Source organism: Vreelandella piezotolerans (assembly GCF_012427705.1).
GTDB lineage: Bacteria > Pseudomonadota > Gammaproteobacteria > Pseudomonadales > Halomonadaceae > Vreelandella > Vreelandella piezotolerans.
The window spans coordinates 1,944,681-1,962,364 of record NZ_CP048602.1 but is presented as its reverse complement, the minus strand read 5'-3'; the positions used below and the strand labels follow the sequence as shown (position 1 = coordinate 1,962,364).

Annotated in this window: 17 protein-coding genes and 4 tRNA genes; 10 read left to right on the top strand and 11 right to left on the bottom strand. The window is 55.7% G+C overall.

Annotated features, from left to right (window positions below; genetic code table 11):
* Window positions 1-29: 29 nt before the first annotated feature.
* Window positions 30-1,142, top strand: coding sequence for a glycine cleavage system aminomethyltransferase GcvT (gene gcvT / locus GYM47_RS09030; protein ID WP_153843343.1), 1,113 nt, complete (start codon window positions 30-32; stop codon window positions 1,140-1,142).
* A gap of 63 nt (window positions 1,143-1,205) precedes the next feature.
* Here the strand turns inward: gcvT and GYM47_RS09025 are convergent, their stop codons facing one another.
* The 3 genes from GYM47_RS09025 to GYM47_RS09015 all read right to left on the bottom strand — a co-directional run bounded on the left by GYM47_RS09025 (window position 1,206) and on the right by GYM47_RS09015 (window position 4,012).
* A complete protein-coding gene (locus tag GYM47_RS09025) occupies window positions 1,206-2,087 on the bottom strand; it encodes a LysM peptidoglycan-binding domain-containing protein (protein WP_153843397.1) in 882 nt (293 codons plus the stop codon).
* 32 nt (window positions 2,088-2,119) lie between these two features.
* Window positions 2,120-3,001, bottom strand: a complete 882-nt coding sequence (locus tag GYM47_RS09020; protein WP_153843342.1) for an acyltransferase — start codon at window positions 2,999-3,001, stop codon at window positions 2,120-2,122.
* Window positions 3,002-3,112: 111 nt separating this feature from the next.
* Complete coding sequence (locus tag GYM47_RS09015) at window positions 3,113-4,012, bottom strand: LysR family transcriptional regulator (protein WP_153843341.1); 900 nt, start codon at window positions 4,010-4,012, stop codon at window positions 3,113-3,115.
* A 171-nt stretch (window positions 4,013-4,183) separates the two neighbouring features.
* Here GYM47_RS09015 and GYM47_RS09010 point away from each other — a divergent pair, with 171 nt between their 5' ends.
* Entirely contained in the window at window positions 4,184-4,882 is a 699-nt protein-coding gene (locus GYM47_RS09010; protein WP_139527488.1) for a CoA transferase subunit A, read from the top strand.
* A 48-nt stretch (window positions 4,883-4,930) separates the two neighbouring features.
* Complete coding sequence (locus tag GYM47_RS09005; protein ID WP_139527491.1) at window positions 4,931-5,593, top strand: CoA transferase subunit B; 663 nt, start codon at window positions 4,931-4,933, stop codon at window positions 5,591-5,593.
* Window positions 5,594-5,631: 38 nt separating this feature from the next.
* Here the strand turns inward: GYM47_RS09005 and GYM47_RS09000 are convergent, their stop codons facing one another.
* Together GYM47_RS09000 and GYM47_RS08995 are read right to left on the bottom strand one after the other, a co-directional pair.
* Entirely contained in the window at window positions 5,632-6,399 is a 768-nt protein-coding gene (locus tag GYM47_RS09000; protein ID WP_153843340.1) for a VOC family protein, read from the bottom strand.
* A gap of 114 nt (window positions 6,400-6,513) precedes the next feature.
* Window positions 6,514-6,777, bottom strand: coding sequence for a GrxA family glutaredoxin (locus GYM47_RS08995; protein ID WP_139527494.1), 264 nt, complete (start codon window positions 6,775-6,777; stop codon window positions 6,514-6,516).
* A gap of 137 nt (window positions 6,778-6,914) precedes the next feature.
* Between GYM47_RS08995 and hybE the strand changes: the two genes are divergently transcribed.
* Complete coding sequence (gene hybE / locus GYM47_RS08990) at window positions 6,915-7,364, top strand: [NiFe]-hydrogenase assembly chaperone HybE (protein ID WP_153843339.1); 450 nt, start codon at window positions 6,915-6,917, stop codon at window positions 7,362-7,364.
* A gap of 77 nt (window positions 7,365-7,441) precedes the next feature.
* The gene (locus GYM47_RS08985; protein ID WP_139527497.1) at window positions 7,442-8,215 is read left to right on the top strand and encodes a 3-hydroxybutyrate dehydrogenase; all 774 of its coding nucleotides are present in this window, start codon (window positions 7,442-7,444) and stop codon (window positions 8,213-8,215) included.
* Window positions 8,216-8,270: 55 nt separating this feature from the next.
* On the opposite strand, the gene GYM47_RS08980 is transcribed toward GYM47_RS08985, so the two are convergent.
* The 3 genes from GYM47_RS08980 to GYM47_RS08970 are packed head-to-tail and all read right to left on the bottom strand — an operon-like array spanning window position 8,271 to window position 10,542.
* Complete coding sequence (locus tag GYM47_RS08980; RefSeq protein WP_139527499.1) at window positions 8,271-8,810, bottom strand: response regulator transcription factor; 540 nt, start codon at window positions 8,808-8,810, stop codon at window positions 8,271-8,273.
* A 35-nt stretch (window positions 8,811-8,845) separates the two neighbouring features.
* Window positions 8,846-10,117, bottom strand: coding sequence for an ATP-binding protein (locus GYM47_RS08975; RefSeq protein ID WP_139527501.1), 1,272 nt, complete (start codon window positions 10,115-10,117; stop codon window positions 8,846-8,848).
* Between the two features lie 8 nt (window positions 10,118-10,125).
* Window positions 10,126-10,542, bottom strand: coding sequence for a hypothetical protein (locus GYM47_RS08970; protein WP_139527503.1), 417 nt, complete (start codon window positions 10,540-10,542; stop codon window positions 10,126-10,128).
* A 149-nt stretch (window positions 10,543-10,691) separates the two neighbouring features.
* Here GYM47_RS08970 and pyrC point away from each other — a divergent pair, with 149 nt between their 5' ends.
* Window positions 10,692-11,729 (top strand): dihydroorotase, encoded by a 1,038-nt coding sequence (gene pyrC / locus GYM47_RS08965; RefSeq protein WP_139527505.1) that lies wholly within the window; start codon window positions 10,692-10,694, stop codon window positions 11,727-11,729.
* A gap of 118 nt (window positions 11,730-11,847) precedes the next feature.
* On the opposite strand, the gene mtnN is transcribed toward pyrC, so the two are convergent.
* Together mtnN and folD are read right to left on the bottom strand one after the other, a co-directional pair.
* Window positions 11,848-12,555, bottom strand: coding sequence for a 5'-methylthioadenosine/S-adenosylhomocysteine nucleosidase (mtnN, locus tag GYM47_RS08960; RefSeq protein ID WP_139527507.1), 708 nt, complete (start codon window positions 12,553-12,555; stop codon window positions 11,848-11,850).
* 50 nt (window positions 12,556-12,605) lie between these two features.
* Window positions 12,606-13,466: a bifunctional methylenetetrahydrofolate dehydrogenase/methenyltetrahydrofolate cyclohydrolase FolD gene (gene folD / locus GYM47_RS08955; protein WP_139527509.1), complete on the bottom strand. Its 861-nt coding sequence runs from the start codon at window positions 13,464-13,466 to the stop codon at window positions 12,606-12,608.
* A gap of 209 nt (window positions 13,467-13,675) precedes the next feature.
* On the opposite strand from folD, the gene GYM47_RS08950 reads away from it, so the two are divergent.
* The 4 genes from GYM47_RS08950 to GYM47_RS08935 all read left to right on the top strand — a co-directional run bounded on the left by GYM47_RS08950 (window position 13,676) and on the right by GYM47_RS08935 (window position 14,159).
* Window positions 13,676-13,752, top strand: a tRNA-Pro gene (locus GYM47_RS08950).
* 86 nt (window positions 13,753-13,838) lie between these two features.
* A tRNA-Arg gene (locus GYM47_RS08945) sits at window positions 13,839-13,915 on the top strand.
* A 61-nt stretch (window positions 13,916-13,976) separates the two neighbouring features.
* Window positions 13,977-14,051, top strand: a tRNA-His gene (locus GYM47_RS08940).
* 33 nt (window positions 14,052-14,084) lie between these two features.
* Window positions 14,085-14,159, top strand: a tRNA-His gene (locus GYM47_RS08935).
* Window positions 14,160-14,251: 92 nt separating this feature from the next.
* On the opposite strand, the gene amt is transcribed toward GYM47_RS08935, so the two are convergent.
* Window positions 14,252-17,629 (bottom strand): ammonium transporter, encoded by a 3,378-nt coding sequence (amt, locus tag GYM47_RS08930; protein WP_139527511.1) that lies wholly within the window; start codon window positions 17,627-17,629, stop codon window positions 14,252-14,254.
* Between the last annotated feature and the right edge of the window lie 55 nt (window positions 17,630-17,684).

Below are 17,684 nucleotides of genomic sequence, written 5' to 3'. Positions count from 1 at the left end.
CGTTTCTCTTTTTTGATAGAGGATATGCCATGACTGATCTGAACCGAACGCCACTTCACACGCTGCACACACAACTGGGTGCCAAGATGGTACCTTTCGCTGGTTACGAGATGCCGGTGCAGTACCCGTTAGGGGTGAAAAAAGAGCACGAGCATACCCGTCAGCACTGCGGTTTGTTTGATGTGTCGCATATGGGACAGATTCTAGTGTCGGGTGAGCAAGTCGCTGAAGCGCTGGAAAGCTTGATTCCCGCTGATTTGGTGGGATTGCAAAAAGGGCAGCAGCGTTATGGTCTTTTCACCAGTACCGACGGTGGCATTCTCGATGATCTGATGGCCGTCAATGCAGGGGATCACTTCTATCTGGTGGTGAATGCGGCATGCAAAGAGCAAGATATTGCCCATTTGCGTGCCAATTTGGGGAATAGCCACCACATTGACGTGCTCGACCGCGGGTTGCTGGCGCTACAAGGACCCCAAGCGCGGGAAGTGATGCAGCGACTTTGCCCCCAGGCTTGCGAATTGACGTTCATGCAGCATGGGCGTTATACCCTGGCGGGGCATGACGTTTGGGTCAGCCGCAGCGGCTACACCGGTGAAGATGGTTTCGAGATCTCTGTCGCTGCCGACGAGAGCCAAGCGTTAGCAGAGACGCTACTGGCTGAGCCGGAAGTCGAAGCAATTGGCTTGGGGGCTCGGGATTCTCTGCGCCTTGAAGCAGGCTTATGTCTCTATGGCCACGATATGGATCAGAACACCACGCCCGTCGAAGCCAGTTTGATTTGGGCCATTGGTAAGTCGCGTCGGCGCGGTGGCGAGCGCGCAGCGGGTTTTCCGGGTGCCGATGTGATTCTGCATCAAGTGGATGCCAAAGATCATCCCCGAAAGCGCGTGGGCTTGGTCGGAGAAGGACGAGCGCCGGTCCGTGAAGGCAGCCTGCTAGTTGACGAAGCGGGTAACGAGATCGGTGTGGTGACCTCGGGTGGCTTCGGACCTAGCGTCGGTAAACCCGTCGCCATGGGGTATGTGACTCGAGAATGGGAGGCTCCCGGTACCGCCGTCTATGCACTGGTGCGCGGCAAGCAGCTCCCGATGAACGTCACTTCCATGCCTTTCGTAACGCCCGGCTACTATCGAGGATAGTCGTTCAGATAGTGGAAGAGCCCCTCATCGTGGAGGGGCTTTTTGTCAGCGCAGTACTTGTTGTCAGCGCAGTACTTGGCGCGGATCGATGGGTTTGCCTCCTTGGCGTAAATCGAACAACAAATCATAGCGCTGTGTTGCGTTGCTTTGTCCCACTTCGCAGAGCTCGTCCCCCGCGCTGACTTGATCGCCTACGCGGACCAATATTCGTTCGCAAAGGGCATAGACGGTTTGCAAATTGTCTGCATGGTGAACGATGACGACATCGCCAAGCTGCCGCATGCTGTCTGCAAAACGAACCTCCCCGGGGGCGACGGCCTTAGCTCGGGCACCTTCCTGCGTGGCGAGTAACATGGGTTGCAGGGTGCCACGGCTATCCGCCCCAAAGCGGCGCACCACGCGGTAATCCTCCAGTGGCCATGGCCAACGACGCGCTGACGCGGGCAGGCTCGCGCTGGGTGCGGGTGTCGGCGCCGATGAAGCACTCGACGAGCTAATGCTTCGTGAGCCGTTACGCTGGCTTGACGGCGTGGTTCTGGCCGCACTGCTGAGAGGAACGCTGATAATTTGTCCGACGCGCAGCCCGGTCGGCGACGTGCCCTGATTCGCGCTCTGTATACGTCCGGACGTGGTACCAAAATGTCGTGCGATGCCTGAAAAGGTATCCCCAGAGCGAATTTGATAGCGGTAAGGGCCGCCAGAAGGCGCTCGTTCCTGCTGAGTGGGGATGAGTAGACGCTGTCCCACCGCTAAACGGCGTGGGTCGACGCCCGGATTGAAGCGCTCGAGTCGCTCCAGCGGTACGTTGGCTCGCGCCGCGAGCTGACCAAGCGTATCGCCTCGTCTAACGACTACCCAGTCACCACTGATACTGCTCGTCGAGCTGGCGGCAGGCACGCGCTGTCCCGAAGAGGAGGGCGACGAGCCAGCACAGCCAACGAGCATGCTCGCCAATACGCAAATCGTCAGCCAGTGGCTTAATCGTGGTCGCTGAGGCGGTCCAGCAAGGTATCTTTTTCCTGCCAGAGTGAATTGATCCATGCGTGGAAGCGTTCCTTGTGCTGCGGTTCGTCATGGTAATGAGCAGTCGACATCCACTCCGGAATGTCGAGCTGCCGAGCTTTAAGCGTAATGGGGGCTTCTTTGCCACATAAAAAGCCTAAGAACGTGGGCGATGGGTTGGTATAGCTGATGGTGACATCTAAAATGCCATCTAACTGGTCGCCTAAAAGGCTCAATACTTGGGCAATACCGCCTGCTTTAGGGCGCAACAGGTGCTGAAAAGGGCTTTGTTGAGCGTCTCGCTTGGCGACGGTGAAGCGGGTCCCCTCGACAAAATTAAAGATCGCAATGGGCGTATGTCGTGCCCGGCGGCACATCCGCTCGGTGGATTCTCTATCCACGGTAGCCAGTCTAGGATTTAGCGCAATTTGTTCACGGCTGAAGCGGCGCATGAAAGGAAACTCGAGCGCCCAAAAAGCGAGGCCGACGATGGGAATCCAAATGAGCTGATGCTTGAGGAAAAAGCGCGGCATGGGAATACGGCGATGCAGCGCCATGAAAAGAATGAAAATATCGGTCCAACTACGGTGGTTGGAAATGACTAGCCACCACTGTTCTGGACTCAATGTATCGGGCACGTCAATCGATACATCGGGCTTGAGCCAGCGTCGCATCCACCATAAGTTGACGCCAATCCAATTTAGCGCCACGGCACAAAGCCCTTTCAGCAGCCACTCCTTTTGTCGCCGCCCAGGAGCGATGACTTTCAGCAGTGTCAACAAAATGAGGGGAACGCCCCAAAACAGCGTGCACAACGTCAGCAACAAGATGCTAACGCCCCCTTTTATGATTGGCATACCACAATCCTCACAGCGACCTGACAGCGTGTCCTGTCTTACTCGACACGCGCTCTAGGATAAATGCTAATGGATCAACGTCACGCTGCCCAGCATAACCGCATCAAGATGTTAGGACGACGCCAACAGCGAGGGTGTTTTGATGCATTCCAACAGAACGCTGCGCAGCGCATGGGCGGCTACCGAGAGTTCTTCTTGCGTGAGGATGCCCACTCGACAAGCGATACTGGGTGCTTCAAGGGGTACGCAGTGAGCCCCTAGTTCATGCATTTGCCGAATGCACATCGATGGGACAGCGCTAACCCCCAGCCCCTCCGCCACCATACGGCCCACCGTGGCTAGCTGATGGCTCTCGAAGGCGACGGGAAGCGCCATTTGGCGCTTCCCGAGTTCCTGTTCCAATAAACGCCGTACCATCGAAGGGCGCTGAAGTGTCATGAAGTCGTGCGCCAGGAGCTGCTGCCAAGAGAGCGAGGTGGAGCCCGCCAGCGGGGAGGAGGAGGAGACGACGGCAACGAATCGATCCTCAAAAAGCGGCGTGAAATTCAAGCTACCAGTGCCTTCCGGAGCGAAGGCAATGCCAATTTCTACCTGCCTAGAGCGGACCATGTCCATCACCTCTTCATTGATGACGTCATGAACGGTGACGTTGATCTTAGGATACTGCTGACGAAACTTGATCAGCGCGCTTGGCAACAAGTTACCGGCAAATGAGGGCATGGCGGCCACGCTGAGTCGTCCGAGCTGGAGGGTGAAGCGCTGACGCAGTCGCTCTTCGGTATTGTCCCATTGGGCTAGCAAATGCTTGGCGAGAGGGAGTAGGGACGCTCCCTCGGGGGTAAGTCTCACGCTTCGCGTACTGCGGATGAGTAGTTTTCCGCCGAGAGAATCCTCTAACCCTTTGATAGCAAGGCTCAAGGCGGGCTGTGAAAGGTGCAGACGCTCGCATGCTTGAGTGAAGCTGAGGGTTTGCGCTACAGCCAAGAAGGCGCGAAGCTGCTTAACGGTCATGGCGTCTCTTTATAAGTTGTTAAAATAAATTGATAAGAAAAACAAACTTAACAAATATATCATCCGAGACAACACTGGCAATAGGGCGACAGCCGAGCTAACGCTGCTTACACTGTTTCAATCAGCATTCTCGACACCGAACCGTATTCAACAACAACGTGAGGCATGACAATGGCAGGATTCGATAAGCGTGTGGCTTCCTACGAAGAAGCAATGGAAGGCATCGAGAGCGGTATGACCGTAATTGCCGGTGGTTTTGGGTTATGTGGTATCCCTGAAAACCTGATTGCCGAGATCAAACGTCGTGGCGTCAAAGACCTTACCGTGGTTTCCAATAACTGTGGCGTGGATGGTTTTGGTTTGGGCGTACTGCTCGAGGACCGCCAAATCAGTAAGATTATCGCCTCGTACGTGGGCGAGAACGCCCTGTTCGAACAGCAGATGTTGAACGACGAAATCGATGTCGTACTGACGCCACAAGGGACGCTCGCCGAAAAGATGCGGGCAGGCGGGGCGGGTATTCCTGCATTCTATACCGCCACCGGCTATGGCACGCCGATTGGTGAAGGCAAAGAAGTACGGGTCTTTGATGGACGTCATTACATTTTGGAAGAGGCGATCAAAGGCGATTTTGCAATTGTTAAAGGCTGGAAAGCCGACCGGTATGGCAACGTCATGTATCGCCATACGGCACAAAATTTCAATCCCATGGCGGCAACCGCAGGCAAAATTACCGTCGTTGAAGTTGAGGAGATCGTTGAGCCAGGTGAACTGGAACCCAGCCAGATTCATACACCAGGAATCTACGTCGATCGCATTATTCAAGGTACGTTCGAGAAACGCATCGAGAAGCGCACCGTGCGCAGTTAAGCGAAGAACGCCAACAATCAACTCAGGACTAAGACAAGAGGTGGCACCATGGCTTTAACTCGTGAACAAATGGCGCAGCGTGTAGCGCGTGAATTGCAGGATGGTTTCTACGTCAATCTAGGTATCGGTATTCCCACGCTGGTGGCCAACTATATCCCGGATGGCATGGATGTCATGCTCCAGTCCGAAAATGGGCTGCTAGGAATGGGGCGGTTTCCCACCGAGGAAGAAGTAGATCCAGACATGATCAATGCGGGTAAGCAGACCGTTACTGCCCGACCAGGGGCGGCGATTTTCTCCTCCGCTGAGTCGTTTGCCATGATTCGCGGCGGTCATGTGGATTTGACCGTTCTGGGTGCGTTTGAAGTCGACCAAGAGGGCAACATTGCGTCCTGGATGATACCCGGAAAGCTCATCAAAGGCATGGGCGGCGCCATGGATCTCGTGGCAGGTGCAGAAAACATCATTTGCACCATGACCCATGCGTCGAAACACGGCGAATCCAAATTGCTAGAAAAGTGTAACTTGCCTCTGACAGGTGCTGGTTGCATCAATCGTGTGTTGACGGACCTAGCCTATTTGGAGATCAAAGATGGCGCCTTCATTCTCAAGGAGCGAGCGCCAGGCATTAGCGTCGAAGAGATCGTCGAGAAAACCGCTGGTAAACTGATCGTTCCCGATCACGTCCCGGAAATGACGTTCGACGAATAAGCGTTTTTCTTTCAGTAGCATAAGGCGTGGGCGAGCGCTCACGCCATTTCGCAGCGAGTGTGAAAAGGCAGCAAAATCTCTGCCACACGTTCGTGATCATCACTGACCTGTTTTTGAATCAGGGCTAATCCACCCAAGCACAAGCGGTGCTCGTCGCCGTCGTTGAAGACCATTTTTTGCGGCATCGCCGGGTAAAAACGGTGCTCGAGTAGATTGGAAACGGAAAAGACACCGTTTTGTTGGCCACTTAGTGGCGGCATGCCGGCCTTCTCTAACTGTTCGTTTAGGGTGGCGAGGGGTGCCTGCATTCGATGGCAGTCGAAACCGGCATGATGCAGCCGAGGCCCCATGACGGCAAGCCAAGCGGCCAGTGGGTGCGCGCTGTGTAGCTGTCGGTAGAGTGTCCATGAGGGCATTGGCCAAGGCCTACCTCGGCACAAAAGATTATGCCCTTTGCAATCAGCCGGGTGGCTTTGATGCACCAGCGTCGTCAGCGCTTCTCTGGGCGCTTTCGAAAGCGTGCCTATTTGTAGCTCAGCAAGGACCAGCCAACTGGTATCGTCGCTGGGAGCCATCAAGTGAATCAGCAGCCCTTTGTCAGCCATGGCGTAATACCCCGCCGAGCGGTAGCCCATGCGTGCCAAAGGGAGTCCTAGAGCGTTCATGGCGAAGGGGCCGTAATTCAGCGTGACCAGCGTCAAGTATTCTGCCTGGGTGCTGAGCGGCCATAACCTTAAGCTGCCGATATCGGGGTGGGTGTGGACGTAGTCCAGCCACAGCTGTTGTAAAAACTCCTCGCGCTGCATGGGGAATCCTCGCCGCCTAAAGACGTCCGTAAGTCAACGGATAGTTGAAAGGTCAGTATAGGCAAGCAAGGAATTGACAGGTTCAACGGGCTTAAACGGCCAATTTAACGCCTATTAGGAAGCCAGCAGCTGTTTTTCACGCACGAACTGATCAAATTCGGTATAGCCGCCGACGTGCTGCTGATCGACGAAGATTTGAGGAACGGTATGGATGGGCTTACCCGCCGTTTTGGCGATATCGTCCTTGGTGACCCCTTCTGAGGGCATGTCCACATAGCGGTAACCGTCGATCTTGCCGCTGTTTTCAAGATGCTCGGCAAGTTGTTTGGCGCGAACGCAAAAAGGGCACGACATGCGCCCAAAAATGACCACAAACATGGCAGTGACTCCTTTACGATATGAGCGTTAAATGAAAATCGATGCTCATTGTGGCGTAGGGAGCGCTTTTTAGCCAATAGCGCCACGCTACGTTTGCTATAAAGCACACCAATCAGCGACATAGATCAGGAGAATCCATGCAGACCTTGGCACCGCATGAGTATGGACATTTAGCCGAGCTGGCTAAGTGTTATCGCGATGATCATTTGGCAACGCTGAAGCAGCAGCCGCACTTCAACCCTCGATTAGGGGTGGATGCTCTCTGTTTTCAACATCTCGACACGCGGATTAGCGGTGCTAGCGTCATGGCGGGTGCACTGATTACCCCCTGTGAGCTGTGGTTGGTGGCGTTACCGGAACAGGCTACGTTAGAGGCTCCGCTGGATTCGCAGTGTGTGCTGGCGCTGCCATCTGGCCGTTATGCGTTGGTGTTGGAGCGTTTGTCTACGGGTATCGAGCTCTACAAGCGAAAGATACTGGATGACTTGAGCGATCTAGAGTCTTTGCAAGAAACGGCTCGCCTCGCCCAGCGTATGATGCAGCAGTTGATGACGCAGCCCAGCGCTGCTTATGCGTCGCCCGAGTAGGCAGAAGCAGTAGGTGGCTCCTATACTCACCAACGTTTATCTCTTCATTTTCATGTACGTCATAAAAGGAAACTGGGATGGCATCGCAAAAAGCGACAACACCACGGGTTGCCGTGGTAACGGGTACCAGCAGTGGCATCGGGGAAGCCGTCGTTCGACATTTCTGTGAGCAGGGGCATCAAGTATTGGCCGTCGACTTCAATCCGGCTGGTAAAGAGATTGCGGAGGCAGCAGGTGCCGCGTTCTATCAAGCGGATCTTACCGATCCCGATGCGTGTCGTGGCGCGATCGCCGAGGCGGTCAAGCGTTTTGGTGGCGTGGATATTCTCGTCAATAACGCAGGCATTCAGCATGTTGCTTCGATCGAGACTTTTCCTGAAGCGAAGTGGCGCCAAATCATCGATCTGATGCTGACAGCCCCTTTCCTGCTCACCCAGGCCGCCTGGCCTTACATGCGTGAGAAGGGTTGGGGCCGTGTGGTGAACATCGCTTCTATTCATGCGCAGGTGGCGTCACCAGGCAAAGCGGCGTATATCAGCGCCAAACATGGCATGATCGGGTTGACCAAAACCGCAGCGCTGGAGGGTGGCGAGCAGGGCATTACAGCAAATGCGATTTGCCCAGCATACGTGAAAACGCCGCTGGTCGATAATCAGATCGCGGATCAAGCGAAGCTCAATCATATGGATGAGCAAGAGGTCATCGAGAAGATCATGCTCAAAAATGCCGCCGTCAAACGCCTCATCGAACCATCCGAAGTGGCTCAGCTGGTGGCTTATCTGACCTCGGACGCGGCAGGGGCCGTGACGGGGGCTAGCTGGAACATCGATCTTGGTTGGACGGCGCACTAAACAGTGCCGATTGCCTGCTCTCCTAAAAGACTCATGGGGGAGCAGGCTCAAAAGCTTAGCGGCGAACCGGACGTTTTTGCAGTTTGCGCTGCAGCGTGCGGCGGTGCATGCCCAGTGCCCGAGCTGTCGCTGAGATATTGCCGTCGTGCTCTTGTAGCACTTTTTGAATATGCTCCCAGGTGATCCGGTTGATGGAAGGAGGGTTGTCTGCCAATTCCACATTGGGATCGGCATCAGGATGCTCGAATGCTGTCATCACATCATCTGCATCCGCTGGTTTGCATAGGTAGTTGATGGCGCCCAGTTTGATGGCCTCGACTGCCGTTGCGATACTGGAATAGCCGGTCAGCACCACGATACGACAATCGGGCACGGCAGACAGGAGATCGGGCAGCAGTTTGAGTCCAGAGCTGTGTTCCAGCTTCAGGTCCAGAGTGGCCATGGTCGGCTTGAAGTGTGACGCAGTGCTCAGTGCTTGATCGGCATCATGCGCGACCATGACCTCAAATCCTCGCCGGGTCAAGGCGCGGCTCAGTACGTGGCAAAACATCTCATCGTCATCGACAATCAGCAGGCGCTGCGCTTGGTTCTGCATACTTCCCTCGTTTGTCTTGATCACTGTCGCCTCGCTTAGTTGGGCGCTGAGCCGCGTGGCAGCGTGACCTCGGTCAGCGTTCCACCTTCGGGATGATTGTACAGGCTAACGCCGCCGCCGAAGCGGTTGATGGTGGCATGGGTGAGAAACAGGCCAATGCCCAACCCTTTGCTTTTGGTCGAGACGAACGTATCACCTAGCTGGTCGGCAATCGACATGGCCACGCCTGGGCCGTGGTCGCGTATATCGATGATTACGCTGTCGTCTTGCCAATCCAAACGAATCGCGATGTGTTCAGGGTTGGCGTCTGCCGCGTTATTCAATAAGTTGGTCAGCGCCTGGTCCAGCGTTGCATCTACCGCTAGCCAGGGTCGGCCGCGGCGCTCTGCGACGTCGAAGCGATGACTGACATCGGGACGAATGACCAGCCAGCGCTGCACCACGCCCGCTAGCCATACTTCGGCGTCCAGCACTTCGGGCTCGGCCATGCGCCGACGGTCGGCACTCGTCACCAAATGCTGCAGGCGCGACTTGCAGATATCGACCTGTTGACGTAACAGCGCGATATCCTCCTCCAGTGCGCTATCTCTTGTTGCATCGGCCTGCATCTCCTTGAGCAGGACGGCCATCGTCGACAAAGGTGTGCCCAGCTCGTGGGCAGTGCCCGCCGCTTGGGTGGCAACGGCCAGTACCTGCTCGTTACGAAGGGCGGCTTCACGAGTACGCGATAGCGCTTTGTCACGACTGCGCAGTGCATGCGCCATTTTATAGATAAAAAACGTCACGAGCCCAGCCGACAGTCCAAAGTTGAGCCACATGCCCAAGATATGCAGGCTCAGCGGTCCTTCGCTACTGATATGGCCCAGCTGTGGAATCGGGTGATAGTAAAACATCAAGAAGCTGTAACCGGCCATGGCACAGGCTGCGATGATCCAGGCGTGCCGCCAAGGCAGCGTTGCAGCTGCAATGGTGACAGGGACCAAGTAGTACGTAATGAAAGGGTTCGTAGAACCACCCGAAAAATAGAACAGCAGTGTCAATCCGGCGATATCGGCCAAGAGATGCGATAGGTACTCGCCATGGCTTACGGCCTTGGGTCGGCCTAACCGCCACCAAGTGGCAATGTTGAGCAGCCCCATGGCAATGACCACGCTCACTACGGCCGTGACGGGTAGGTCGAATGCCAGGAGTTCTATGCCAACGATGATGGCCATCAAAAAGCCCGTCCAGGTGATCCCCCGAACGATGGTAAGCCGAACCAGGTTACGATTGGGCGTAGAGAGCGGTAAGGGCAGGGCAGTAGGCATGGTTCGACTTATTTGCTCGATGTTTTGACGCTATGAATGACGAACTTGATGAAAAGTGTCATGACAAACGTCAGCCAACCCGCCGATGCTAGCAGGTTGAACAGCAATATTTTGGGAGGAAGCCACGCCGAACCGAGGAGTGCCTCCAGCATGATATGAAAAAACATGGCTAGCAATAGCGGCAAGGCAAGCGTGTGGATCCACATGTCGGTGCGGCGTTTGCGAATGTGATAGCGACGCAGTAAGTGGCGTAGCGGCCTATGTGCCCAGCTAAAGAGTACCAGCGTTGCCACGACGAACATCACCGCAAGTGTCGGTTCGGTGCTTTGACGGTGCATCGATATGGAAATGGACCATGCAAGCCCCAGCCATGCCAACCCTTCCAGGCTGGCAATGAAATCTGCATAGCGGCGTACGTTCTGCATAAACAACTGAATCCTTGATCTTACAGCGTGGCGTCATGATACGACACTTGCGCGGACCTGTGGGAGCACGCGCAGATTTATCCTAACGGCGTATTGGGTATACTGTGGCCGCTCGCAGATCCCCTTCACCTAGATCAATAGGATTCGCCGTGGACGCTATTACTTTGACCCGCCCTGACGATTGGCACCTACACTTGCGTGATGATGAGGCACTTCGTGCCGTGGTGGGGCACACCGCCGCACAAATGGGTCGCGCGATCATCATGCCGAACCTAAAACCACCGGTGACCACGACAGAGCAGGCCGTCGCGTACCGCGAGCGCATCCTTGCCGCTTTGCCCAAAGGCAGCACCTTCGAGCCGTTGATGGTCCTTTACCTGACGGATACGACACCGCCCGAGGAGATCGAGCGTGCCGTCGAGAGTGGTATCGTCAAAGCCGTGAAGCTATATCCAGCAGGGGCCACGACCAACTCTGCCTCGGGTGTGACAGATATTGCTCACTGCGACGCCACCATTGCCATGATGGCAAAGCTGGGTATGCCGCTGTTGGTGCATGGAGAGGTAACCGATCATGAGATCGATATTTTTGACCGGGAAGCGGTGTTCATCGAGCGCGTTATGAAGCCGTTGTTGGCGCGACACCCTAACTTGAAAGTCGTATTCGAACACATCACCACGCAGCAGGCGGCGGAGTTCGTGGCTAGCGCGCCTGATAACGTGGCGGCTACTATTACTGCTCACCACCTTCTTTTCAATCGCAACCAGATGTTGGCTGGTGGTATCCGCCCTCACTACTATTGCCTGCCCATTTTAAAGCGCGAGCAGCATCGCCAAGCGCTGTTGAGAGCCGCTACGAGCGGAAGCCATAAATTTTTCTTAGGCACCGATAGCGCGCCCCATGCCAAGGGCGACAAAGAGTCCAGCTGTGGCTGCGCGGGTGCTTACACCGCCCCAGCCGCCATCGAGCTCTATGCCACTGCCTTCGAACAGATGCAGGCCCTCGACCAGTTGGAAGCGTTTGCGAGCTTGAATGGGCCACGCTTTTACGGCCTTACCCCGAATGCGGATAGCATCACTCTCGAGCGTCGTGAATGGACGCTGCCAGCGAGTTATCCCTATGCGTCTGGACAAACCATCGTGCCATTACTGGCGGGCGAGACGTTGGCCTGGGCGATGAAGAAGTAGCGGCTAAGTAGCATAAGTGCTCACATAAAGTGCTCTTAACAAAGCACTTTCAATGGAAAACGGAGCCTGGGTGGCTCCGTTTTTTTATGCATGGGCGAGCGACGAATATGAGCCGGGTTTACTGCTGTCCTAATGTCAACAGCATTTGATCGACCATGCGCGAAGAGTGGTCGGCCGCGGTATCGAGAAACTGCTCGAAAGAGAGGTGATTGTCGCCGCTGCCGGGGATGTCGGAGAGGGCGCGAATGACCACGAAAGGGCAGTCATAGAGGTAGCACGTTTGGGCAATGGCCGCGCCTTCCATCTCGACGGCAAGCATGGAGGGGAATTGAGCGCGTGTGGCGGCTACTCGATCTGGATCGGCCATGAACGCGTCGCCTGTAGCAATCATCCCTTCACGCACGTTGACTTCTCCCAGAGCGGCAATGGCGCCACGAGCGATCTCGCGTAGGCGCTTATCCGCAGGGTAAGCGGCGGGCATGCCGGGCACCTGGCCTAATTCGTAGCCAAAGACGACGGCATCGACATCGTGATGGCGAAGCTCATCGGAAATGACCACATCACCAATGGCCAAATCGGTGGCAAAACCGCCTGCTGAGCCCGTATTGATAATGGCATCCGGCTGGTGACGCTCGAGTAAAATGGCCGTGCCTACCGCTGCGTTCACTTTGCCGATACCCGATTGCAAAATGACGATCTCTAGGCCATGGCGCGTGCCGGTATGAAAGACGAAACCGGCGTGTTCGTAGCGTTCAGCGTTTTCGAGCTGTCCCGCTAAGATGCTCACTTCCTGCGCCATAGCGCCAATAATTCCAATGCGTTGCACGGGTATTCTCCGTCCTGATGCGTTGAGTACAATCGAAGGGCATTCGGTCTTTACGATTGCTGGTCGTGGCGTTCAGCCGCTTCTAACGTGTTCTCTAACAGTGTGGCGACCGTCATGGGGCCCACCCCCCCCGGAACAGGCGTGATGTGACTAGCGCGCTCGGCAGCGGCGGTAAAATCTACATCACCTACGAGAGTGCCATCTGCCTGGCGATTGATACCTACATCGATGACCACTGCACCCGGTTTGATCCACTCACCCTTGACGATACCTGGTTTGCCCACGGCGACGACGACCAAGTCAGCGCGGCTGACGTGACTGGCCAAATCTTGTGTAAAGCGGTGACATACCGTCGTGGTACAGCCCGCCAACATGAGTTCCAACGCCATGGGGCGACCAACGATATTGGAAGCGCCTACGATGGTGGCATCGAGTCCGCGCACTTCGACACCGCTTTGGGCCAGCATGGTCATGATCCCTTTGGGCGTGCAGGGGCGTAGCGAAGGGAGTCGCTGAGCCAGTCGACCCAAGTTGTAGGGGTGGAAGCCGTCGACATCTTTATCTGGGCGTATACGTTCGAGAATGGGTCGAGCATCCAAATGGGCTGGCAACGGTAACTGAACCAGGATGCCATCGACAGTGGGATCAGCGTTTAATTGGTCCACCAGCGTCTCGAGCGCTTCTTGCGAGGTGTCGGCAGGTAGCGCATGTTGAAAAGAGAGGATGCCTGCCTGTTCGCAGGCACGGTGCTTGTTGTTGACGTAAACATGAGAGGCGGGGTCCTCGCCGACCACGACAACGGCTAGTCCGGGAGCGCGAGCGCCCGCTTGCTGGCGCGCCGCGATGAGATCGGCCACGCGTTGACGGACATTAGCGGCGATGGCTTTACCATCGATGAGTTGGGCGGTCATGTAATGAGATCCCTATGCGGTTTAAAAGCGAAGCAATGACAAGCGCCGACGACAAGGCGCGTTTTAAAGAGAAGGCGATTTTCGCATGGTAGGACATCAAGGCAAAGCGCCCAGCGAATCAATCACTTTAAGTGTTGACTTTAAAATCAGAAATAGTAATATATGCCTCGCTTGAGACGGGACACGCAGCAGCGTCTAAAGCAAGCAATCGGGATGTAGCGCAGTCTGGTAGCGCGCCTGCTTTGGGAGCAGGATGTCGGGGGTTCGAATCCCTCCATCCCGACCACTTGCCTAAAACGGAAGGTGTTAATCTGCTTCTCCAAATTTTGGTTGTGGTCAAGTGCTCATCCGTATTCTTTGGATACATCATGTGCGCCCATAGCTCAACCGGATAGAGCAACGGCCTTCTAAGCCGTAGGTTGCGGGTTCGAGTCCTGCTGGGCGTGCCAATCAAATACGTATCCGTGTTTGTTTTCCAGTCGGATGTTATCAAGCGCGCTTTCGTCAGTGGTGGATGTAGCTCAGTGGTAGAGCCCCGGATTGTGGCTCCGGTGGTCGTGGGTTCGATCCCCATCATCCACCCCATTGACGAACAAGCGTATTGTTTTACAGGTTGTGGTGGATGTAGCTCAGTGGTAGAGCCCCGGATTGTGGCTCCGGTGGTCGTGGGTTCGATCCCCATCATCCACCCCATTAACCTGATCGCTGTTTTCTTGCCTCTCATATTTTCCCTCTTTTCTTCTCCTTCCTTTTTGTGCTTCTTCTTATTTGTTCGGCCGTTTTGTTTATCTCGGCATGACTTTTATCCGTCCCTCCGCTGTCACGGTGATGGGCTCCGGTTGACCCAGTAAATACCCCTGCGCGTAATCGATTCCCAGTGAACGCAGCGTGTCCAATGTCGATTGATGTTCGACGTATTCGGCTACCGTGTCGATGTGCAGAGCTTTCCCAACCGCATGAATGGCTTCTACCATCGCGCGATCGATAGGATCGGTATGAATATTGCGGATGAAGCTGCCATCGATTTTGAGGTAGTCGACGGAGAGTTGCTTCAAGTAGCTAAAAGAAGAGAGACCGGTGCCGAAGTCATCGAGGGCAAATCGGCAGCCTAGAGATTTGAGCGACTGAATCAGTTCGCTCACCTTGGAGAGCTGTGCAATCGCAGCGCTTTCGGTAATTTCGAAACATAGGGTGCCGTCAGGCAGACTGGCACCACGCACGTGCTGTATCAGCTCCTGACAAAAATCGCTGTCTGATAGGGAGTCCCCCGATAAATTGATCCCCCACTGGCCAATGGTATCTCCCTCAGCGCAGCGATGGCGGTCACTCAGCCAGGCGAGCGTATTGCGCACCACCCAGCGATCGATGCGGGGCATGAAGTGATAGCGTTCAGCGGCAGGTAGAAAGCTGCCAGGAGCGATCAGTGTGCCGTTCTCCTCCAAGCGCAGCAAGATCTCTCGATAGCCTGAGTGATGACCGTTAACCGCGGTAATAGGCTGTGCGAACAAGCGAAATGTATCGTTATCCAAGGCATTTTGCAGCCGCTGAACCCACTGCAACTCTCCATGACGCTCTAGTAGCAGATGATCGTCCGGTTGGTAGCAATGAAGACGATTTCGACCCGCTTCCTTGGCGGTATAGCACGCAGCATCGGCGGCGTGGAGTATGTCCGACAGACGCATGGCGTGCTCGGGCGTCATCGCGACCAAGCCGATGCTAACGCCAATGCCAAAGGTGTGGCCTTGCCATGCAAAGCGAAAATGTTCGATATCGCGACGAATCGCTTCACAGATGATATTGGCCTTCTTCATCGGGCAGTGAGTCAAGACGAGCGCAAATTCGTCCCCGCCTAGACGAGCAACCGTATCGCTATCCCGAACGTGTGCTTTCAGTTTTAACGCTATCTGTCGCAAAAGCTCATCCCCCGCCAGGTGTCCGCAGGTATCGTTGACGATCTTGAATTGATCCAGATCGAGATAGCAGAGCACGTGGTGGTGCTTCTCCTCCTGGGTGAGCAGTTTGGTCATCAGCGTCTCGAAGGCTCGCCGATTGAGGAGCCCTGTCAGATTGTCATGGGTCGCCTGGTAGCTGAGCTGTTCCGAAAGTTGTCGGGTCAAACTAACGTCTTGAAACACCACCACGGCACCAAGAGTCAGGCCACCCCTCGAACGAATCGGGGCAGCGCTGTGCTGAATGGGCACGCGTTTGCCGCTATGGTGCAGTAGCTGGCAATGCTCGCTGAAATGCACCGCACGATGTTGGGTCAATACCTGTCGCGCGGGATTGCTGATGGGCTCGTCGCTCAGCTCGTCGCGAAGCTGATAAACGGTGTGAATCGGTTTGTTCGTCGCTTCGGTGAGCGTCCACCCTGTTAGCCGTTCGGCCTCACCATTGATAAAGGTAATGTTACCGCTGGCATCACAGGTGATCACGCCGTCGCCAATGGACGCTAGCGTGGTACGGGCCAAGTCTCGCTCTCTATTCAACTGCTCCTGAAGCTGCTTGCGCTCGGTGATGTCGCGCACCATGCCAGAACACTCTGAAGCCGAGCCGATAGCACCTTCACTTATTTGGAGTTCCAAGTAACGCACTTGCTGGTCCTCCAGTCGAAGCTTGATTTCATGCTTAGCGCCAGGGGCGAGGGGGGTATGGGGAAGCAGCGTGGTCACCGGACGACCAACCAGCTGTTCGGCGTCCACGTCGAACAGTGCTTCTGCGCCGGGATTCAGTCCCGTCAGTGTTCCATCGGCTTGCCAAGTAATGACACCATCGCGCAGGTTGCGCAGCATGACCTGCGTATGTCCCACTGCGCGTTCCAGCGCCGCTGATACACGGTTGTAACTAGCGGCGATTTCGCCTACTTCGGTGAACGGGTCCGCTTCGATCCGCTGGCGCATATCGCCCTGCCTTTCATGCTGGCGCATATGCTCGAGGAGTTGGTGGAGTTCGTTCTTGGCGCCATGCTCGGCGAGGTTGAGCCCCATTTTTTCCGCGTCCTCAGAGACCCGCAGAGGAAGAAAGCGACGTGTGATGCGAAACAGCATCCAGGCCATGCCAAAACTCCAAAGGCCGCAGGTCAACACGCCGAGTAGTTGAGTCCCAAATTGCTCCATGCGGCTAACATCGTTGCCGAGTCTGCTCATGTCCGCGAACCAAGGAAGGGCGAGGGTGCCCCACACACCGCTAACCAAATGAGCGGGGATGGCGCCTACTGCATCATCGATACGCTTTTTCAGCAGCCATTCGCTGGCCAGTACCATCAGCACGCCGCTTACGCTACCCAGTAAAAAGGCGGCATGGAGTGACAGCGCATGAGCACCTGCCGTGACGGCCACCAGACCAGCGATGGCCCCGTTGATGGCATACATGACATCGGCGTAGCGGCGCACCCGCCAGCCCACCAGCAGGGCCGATAAAATGCCGCCTACGGCACCCAGCATGGTGTTGGCGATAATCCCAGGCACGGAGCTATTCAGCGCGAGTGTGCTACCACCGTTAAATCCAAACCAACCCAGTATCATGAAGAGCGCCCCCAGCATTGCCAGCGGCAAGTTCCCCGCTGGAAACGCGGTGGGGGGATGATCGATCTGAAAGCGCCCTTGGCGCGGACCAATGACGATTACGGCTGCGAGGGCTACCCAGCCGCCAACACTGTGCACCACGGTCGCCCCGGCAAAGTCGATGAAGCCAAGTGTGGCCAACCAGCCAGGCATGCCTCCCAGTAAGCCGCCCCAGGCCCAGTGGCCGAACACCGGGTAAATCAATAGGGCAATCCAAAAGGCGGTCCATAAATAGCCAAGGAAGGGCATGCGCTCGGCAACGGCGCCTGCAACGATGGTAGCGGCCGTGGCGCAAAACATGGCCTGAAAGACGAAGACCGTCATGAGCCATGCGTTGGTAGGTTCCAATTGCCAGCCAAACAGGGAGCTGCCTAGCCATCCCATTTGCGAAATGCCAAACATCATGCCGAAACCGGCTAGCCAGAAAACGCTAACGGCAATAGCAAAATCCGCCAAGTTCTTCATTGCTACGTTGATGGCGTTTTTCGTGCGCGTAGTGCCCGCTTCCAAACAGAGAAAACCTGCTTGCATGACGAAGACGAGCGCTGCCGCCCATAGCACCCAAAGCGTGTCGATCAAGGTGGAGTCGAAGCTATCGGCCATGGTGTTTTCCTTGTACTGTTTTGGTGCATCGCAGACATGAAGGGGGTGCAAAGAA